This window comes from Cytobacillus depressus (assembly GCF_008923245.1).
Lineage (GTDB): Bacteria > Bacillota > Bacilli > Bacillales > Cytobacillaceae > Cytobacillus > Cytobacillus depressus.
Map to the genome: position 1 here is coordinate 181,865 of NZ_WBOS01000006.1, position 6,458 is coordinate 188,322.

General features: G+C 41.3%; 6 protein-coding genes. 5 read left to right on the plus strand and 1 reads right to left on the minus strand.

All coding sequences use genetic code 11. The features are described from left to right. Nucleotides 1–7: 7 nt before the first annotated feature. From F7731_RS15300 to F7731_RS15310, 3 genes are all read left to right on the plus strand, one after another. Nucleotides 8–931 carry an osmoprotectant ABC transporter substrate-binding protein gene (locus tag F7731_RS15300; protein WP_151535644.1) on the plus strand — a complete coding sequence of 308 codons (924 nt, stop codon included), beginning with the start codon at nucleotides 8–10 and terminating at the stop codon, nucleotides 929–931. Nucleotides 932–945: 14 nt separating this feature from the next. Continuing rightward, nucleotides 946–1,623 (plus strand): ABC transporter permease, encoded by a 678-nt coding sequence (locus F7731_RS15305; RefSeq protein WP_151535645.1) that lies wholly within the window; start codon nucleotides 946–948, stop codon nucleotides 1,621–1,623. An 87-nt stretch (nucleotides 1,624–1,710) separates the two neighbouring features. Beyond that, nucleotides 1,711–3,462 (plus strand): CocE/NonD family hydrolase, encoded by a 1,752-nt coding sequence (locus tag F7731_RS15310; RefSeq protein WP_151535646.1) that lies wholly within the window; start codon nucleotides 1,711–1,713, stop codon nucleotides 3,460–3,462. Between the two features lie 72 nt (nucleotides 3,463–3,534). On the opposite strand, the gene F7731_RS15315 is transcribed toward F7731_RS15310, so the two are convergent. Beyond that, complete coding sequence (locus F7731_RS15315; protein WP_425482017.1) at nucleotides 3,535–4,446, minus strand: DMT family transporter; 912 nt, start codon at nucleotides 4,444–4,446, stop codon at nucleotides 3,535–3,537. Nucleotides 4,447–4,691: 245 nt separating this feature from the next. Here F7731_RS15315 and F7731_RS15320 point away from each other — a divergent pair, with 245 nt between their 5' ends. Together F7731_RS15320 and F7731_RS15325 are read left to right on the plus strand one after the other, a co-directional pair. Further along, entirely contained in the window at nucleotides 4,692–4,895 is a 204-nt protein-coding gene (locus F7731_RS15320) for a histidine kinase (protein ID WP_246197228.1), read from the plus strand. A gap of 184 nt (nucleotides 4,896–5,079) precedes the next feature. Continuing rightward, nucleotides 5,080–6,291: a benzoate/H(+) symporter BenE family transporter gene (locus tag F7731_RS15325; RefSeq protein ID WP_246197229.1), complete on the plus strand. Its 1,212-nt coding sequence runs from the start codon at nucleotides 5,080–5,082 to the stop codon at nucleotides 6,289–6,291. The last annotated feature ends 167 nt before the right edge of the window (nucleotides 6,292–6,458 follow it).

Genomic DNA, 6,458 nt, shown 5'->3' on the forward strand with positions numbered 1-6,458 from the left:
CATTTAGATGAAGAAATTTAATCGATTAATTATGACATTTATCGTCCTGCTATCCACTTTTGTAAGCGGCTGTTCGTTACCAGGTTTAAGCGGTACAAGTAACGATTCGATTGCAGTAGGGACGATGGGGACGTCAGAATCCCAAATAATGGGCAATATCGTTAGGCTAATGATTGAACATTATACAAATGCAAAAGTAGAAATGGTCAATAATCTCGGTTCTTCTATTGTGCAGCATAAAGCGATGATGAATGGGGATGTGGATATTACTGCTACTAGGTATACAGGAACAGATCTTGCTGGGGCTTTAGGAATGGAGCCAGTTAATGATCCCGAAAAAGCGCTGAAAATTGTCCAGCATGAATTCCAGGAGCGCTTTGATCAGACTTGGTTTGACTCTTATGGCTTTGCGAATTCCTATGCCTTTACTGTGACAAAGGAGATGGCGGAAAAGCATAATCTAGAAACGGTTTCAGATTTGCGGCCTTTTGTTGCGGATTTAAAATTAGGTGTTGATAACGCTTGGCTGAAACGAGAAGGAGATGGCTATGAGGGGTTTATCGAGGAGTATGGCTTTGAATTCGGCAAAACATTTCCGATGCAAATTGGGTTAGTGTACCAAGCAGCCGCTAACGGTAAAATGGATATCGTACTTGCCTATACAACAGATGGAAGAATTAAAGCATTTGATTTAAAAGTTTTGAAGGACGACAAGCACTTTTTCCCGCCATATGATTCATCGCTTGTGGCCACTAATGATATTTTACGAAAGCATCCAAAGTTAAAGGATATACTGCAAAAGCTATCTGGAAAAATTACGACAGAAAAAATGCAGGATTTAAACTATGAAGCAGATGGGGAATTGAAGGAACCATCGATTGTAGCGAAAGAGTTTTTGGAGGAACATCATTACTTTGAACAGGAAAAATAGGAGGTGTCACGAAATTGGAAACGATTCATGAGATACTACACTATTATTCTCAAAATGCCGGCTATGTGTGGGAGCAGTTTTATCGTCACTTTTTAATGTCTGTCTATGGTGTATTATTTGCTGCCATCGTTGCGATTCCAGTAGGCATTTTAATTGCAAGACATCATAAGTTAAGCACCTGGGTTATCTCGCTCGCAAACATTATTCAAACCATCCCAGCATTGGCGATGCTTGCCGTCCTAATGCTTGTGATGGGGCTCGGTACGAATACAGTCATATTTGCGCTATTTCTTTATTCCTTGTTGCCAATTATAAAGAACACATATACAGGTATAAGGAATGTTGACCCCGCCCTGCTTGAATCAGGGAAAGCCATGGGGATGACGAAGTTTCAAGTGCTGCGGATGGTCGAGCTTCCGCTTGCATTGTCCGTCATTATGGCAGGTCTGCGAATGGCTCTCGTTATCACAATTGGCGTGGCGACCATTGGGACATTTATCGGTGCTGGCGGGTTAGGTGATATTATTTTGCGCGGAACGAATGCAACAGATGGAACAGCGATCATCCTGGCTGGGGCCATCCCAACAGCTTTAATGGCAGTTGTTGCAGATATTGTGATGGGATTTGTGGAAAAACAGTTATCGCCTACTAAGAAAAGGAAAGTGAAGCTTCAGCAAAATACGGCTGCATAATTACTTTTTATATCCATCCAGAAATGATTACTGGGTGGATTTTTTCTAGAAAAAGAAGCTACTAGATTGTTAGAAGGAGGAGCTCTTATGAAAATTGAGCAGATTATATTAGAAAAAAATATTCCTTGTCAAATGCGTGATGGAGTTACACTATATGCGGATATTTATCGGCCGAATATCGAGGGGAAGTTTCCTGTTCTTTTAACACGATTGCCTTATAATAAGGATTTGCCATTTTATTCTCACCGGTATTTGGATACGAATCGCCTAGTGCAAAATGGCTACATCGTCATTATTCAGGATGTTAGAGGCAGGTTTGCCTCTGAAGGCCAATTTTATCCATTTATCTACGAGGCAGAGGATGGTTATGATACGGTCGAGTGGGCGGCCTCTTTGCCATATTCTAGCGGTGAAGTAGGAATGTTTGGATTATCCTACTATGGCTTTACGCAATTATTAGCTGCAACGGAAAAACCACCGCACTTAAAGGCGATTGCTCCGGCGATGACCTTGTCGGACTGGCGGAACAACTCCATTGAAAGCAACGGAAAATTTCTTGTCGGCTCATCTGAAACTTGGGCACTTGAATCAGTCGCGCCAGATGAATTAAAAAGAAAATACGGTAATACCGAAGAATTCGCAGCGATGATGGATAAAACGGCTGAATTTTACAATCAGATTGAGGAGTGGTATCGGTTTAAGCCGATTAATAAATGGCCCCCACTGAAAGAGTTAGGAGTGGCCAATTATTTCTTCGATTTGCTTGATAGTGACACAAATGAATTCAACTGGAATCGTGCTAGCATTATAGAAGAATATGAGAATATCCAAATCCCTGCCTTACATATAGCTGGATGGTATGATAACTTTTTACAGCCGACGATCCAGAATTATTCAGAAATAAAAAAGAAAGGCCACTCAAGTCAGAAATTGATCATTGGTCCGTGGGGTCATGGTGTTTTCAGCAATCAGCTTGGGGAACGAAATTTTGGCATCCATGCCTCTGGCGACTGGATTGATCAGAAGGAGGATTTGACAGACCTGCATATTCGCTGGTTTGACAAATGGATAAAAGGCAAGGAGACAGTGAGTGATCAAGAAGCACCCATCCAGATTTTTGTGATGGGGATCAATCAATGGCGAAACGAAAATGAATGGCCATTAGCGCGAACTAACTATACTCCTTATTATTTCCATAGTGAAGGGAACGCGAATACACGCTTTGGTGATGGAAAATTAAGCATGGAAAAGCCAGTTAATGACACATGTGATACTTACCTCTACGACCCATCAAACCCAGTTCCGACAAGTGGAGGTGGAACATTATTTGCTGGAGTTCAGACAATGGGACCTCGCAATCAATGTAAGATTGAAGAAAGAGAGGATGTTTTAGTCTATACGTCTGAACCTCTGCAAAAGGAGCTTGAAGTAACGGGGCCAATTAAGATAAGGCTTTGGGCAGAAACAGATGCTAAGGACACTGATTTTACGGCAAAGCTAATCGATGTTTTACCAGATGGAACAGCCTATAATTTAACAGATGGAATTGTCCGTGCCAAGTATCGAAATGGAGAGAAAGAGGAAGAAGGGATTCAAGCTAAAATCATCCAATATGAGATAGACCTATGGGCAACAAGCAATGTATTTCTGCCTGGTCATCGTATTAGAGTAGAAATCTCCTCAAGTAACTTTCCGCGTTTCGATGCTAATTTGAATACCAGAGAGTCTATGATTAACAGTGAGGAATTTATTACTGCTAAGCAAATCATCTACCATAATGAGGAATATCCATCACATATCATATTGCCGGTTATTCCTGAAAGGGAAAAAGGGGTCTAAAGGCAGCAAAAGCAGAGTTCATGAAGGCCTTCAAAAAACAAAGCCAGGTATAGGACCTGGCTTTTACTATTGTTAAGCCACTTTTTCGGAAGTTGGCTGCCGCTGTTTTTTTCCTAAAAGATTAACGACTAAAACACCAGAAATGGCAATCATTCCGCCAATAATGGTCACGGTGCTCGGCCATTCGTTAAGCCAGATCCAAGCAATTATGATAACAAATACTGGTTCAATATAGAGCATGCTTGTAACAGAACTTGCTTTTCCCATGGAAAGAGCAATTGCCCAAGTTACGTAGCCAATCGCTGCAGGAAAGATACCAACATAAATTGTTGATAAATGTGCTTCCAATGTGGCGTGCTGAATTTCTTGAAAGAGACCTGGCGAGAAAATAAGAAAAGGAATTGTACCAATCCATGTAAAATAAGCTGTTAGCTCAATCGGACGATAGCGATTAAAAAGCGGCTTTTGATAAACAAAGAATATCGATGTGGCAATCGCTGACATTAGCAATAATAGTACTCCTTGAGATGCATTCACTGAAGAACCAGTTGTTCCTAATGTGATGATAGCAATCCCTGTAAACCCCATTCCTAATCCAATCCATCCGAATAGGCCAAGTCGTTCTTTAAGCACGATTACCGCAATAATGGCTGAGAAAACAGGAGCGGAGCATATAATCATGCCTGTTGTACCTGCTGATACGGTTTGTTCCCCGAAAGTGACCCCAATGTGATAAATACTTATTCCAATCCAGCTAAGAACGGTGATTTTTAGGAGATCCGCCTTTTTAGGGAAGCTAAATTTCACACCCGGCCAAAGCGCATAAAGGATAAAGATAGACGAGGCAATGAGATATCGAATGAGTACGAGATGGCCAGAAGAATAGCCACCTAGTAAACTAGCGCGAATAGCAGGAAAAGTAGATCCCCAAATGATAACCGTAAATAAAGCCAATAAAAATGCCTTGGCGTTCAAAGTGCTCACCCCTTTACATAACGACATGTTGATTCCATAAAAAGGTTATCACGGGTTTGAAAATGTTGCAATCTTGTTTTTACTTTAATATCCATTCTTCATTTTCAATAAAACAACCATTTTAGTTTGAATTTTGAAACAGCCTAAAACTAATTATGTGATATACTTCATATTAGTAAAATTAATGCAAAGTATATAAAATATGGGGAATGGCCTTATATATCGGTTATCAAGTGATCAATTAGATGGTGACAATGAGAAAGGAAATTTCAATGATGAGAAGGTTAGCATTAGTGATCCCAATTATGCTTATCGTTGCAGCCGCTGCGATGTGGATGCTTAAAAGGGACTATGGAGATATTGAATATGAAACAAGGGTATGGATTTCAGTCGGAGCCGCCCTTTTTTCGGGAGTCATATCATTTTTCCTATTTAAATCAGGAGACGCAAAAGAATAACAGGGTATCTTACTTGAAAAGGCCGCACCTCTTAAATATCTAAGAGCTACGGCCTTTTTCAATGTACATTTATATACTAGATTTGCCAAGTAAATGGTTTAGTACTATTTCTAATTATTTGACAATTCATTGATTTTGCCCTCATGATAGTTAGTGACATTAGTATTGTTCGGGAGTGAGTAAAGTGGGTTTGCCGAAAATAAGACAAAGTGAGTCAGTTCCAGAGGGGAAATTGAGAAGTCGTAAGCTTCTTCAAGATATAACAGGGGAAAATATTTCATCCGGTTTGATATCCAGTACATTGGTTGTGACAGGTCCAGCTATTATTATTCTGCAGGCAGCAGCTGCGGGAGGATTTACAGATCAGCAGACAATTAGCTGGATGTTTGCTGTCTATTTTTTTGGCGGGCTGTTTGGGTTAGTTATGGCATTGTTATACAGAATCCCGATTACGGGCGGGCACTCCATCACAGGGGTTGCCTTTTTAGCCACAGTTACCGCACAATTTTCCTACCCACAGCTAATTGGCAGCTACGTACTATCAGGATTAATTATCCTATTAATCGGGGTGTCAGGTCTTTTTACAAAGATTATGAAGTGGGTGCCAAAAGAGGTTATTGCTGCAATGTTGGGAGGGCTTGTTACCGGTTATGTGGCCCAGTTGGTTCCTGCTGTTAAGGCCATGCCGTTAGTCGGCGGAGCTGCAGTAATCAGTTTCTTTCTTTGTTCAAGATATTTGAAGCGGTTCCCGCCGGTTTTGGCTGCTGTCGCAGTGGCATTCATTGCGCTGTTGCTAACGGAGAAGCTGGAAACGGCAAAGGAAATTGCCTTTTTTTTGCCCTCTCTGCAGATGCCTGAGTTTACTTGGATCGGGCTGCTGACAGTGGCGCTTCCTCTTGCCATGCTGATTTTGAGTAATGATGCTGCCCCGGGAATAGGTGCTCTAGAAAGCTCCGATTATGATCCGCCCATTCGAAAGATTATTTCCATAAGCGGGATATTTTCTGTGATTACAAGTTTTTTCGGCGGTCAGAGTGCAAATATTGCCGGAATGATGACAGCTATATGTTCCGGACCAGATTCAGGTCCGCGTTCAAAAAGGTATATGGCTTCGATTGTTTCAGGCATTTTCATTTTACTTTTTGGCATTTTTGCGTGGAAAATTGTTCCGTTTATTCAATCATTGCCCCAAGCCTTTGTTTCAATGTTAGCTGGATTTGCCCTGATTGGTGTTTTGCATTCCAGCATTCAAATGGGATTTTCCGAGAACCGTTACCGCTTAAGTGCAATGGCTGCCTTTATTGTAACGTTGTCAGGGGTGTCCTTCTTGCATATAAGTGCACCGGTATGGGGGCTTGTCTTTGGTGCTTTGCTGGCAAGGACGATTGAAAAATAATGATGATATAAAGTGAAACTTCGTTCAGTGGGGGGCTTTTTCCCCCACTGAATGTTAGTTGAACATATCGGGCCTTTACGGGCTGTTGGATCTCCCACTTAGAAACTTTTGCTTTTTCAACCTCTTGAAGTGGGAGTCTTACAGCCCGTTAATCTGCGATAAAGTGA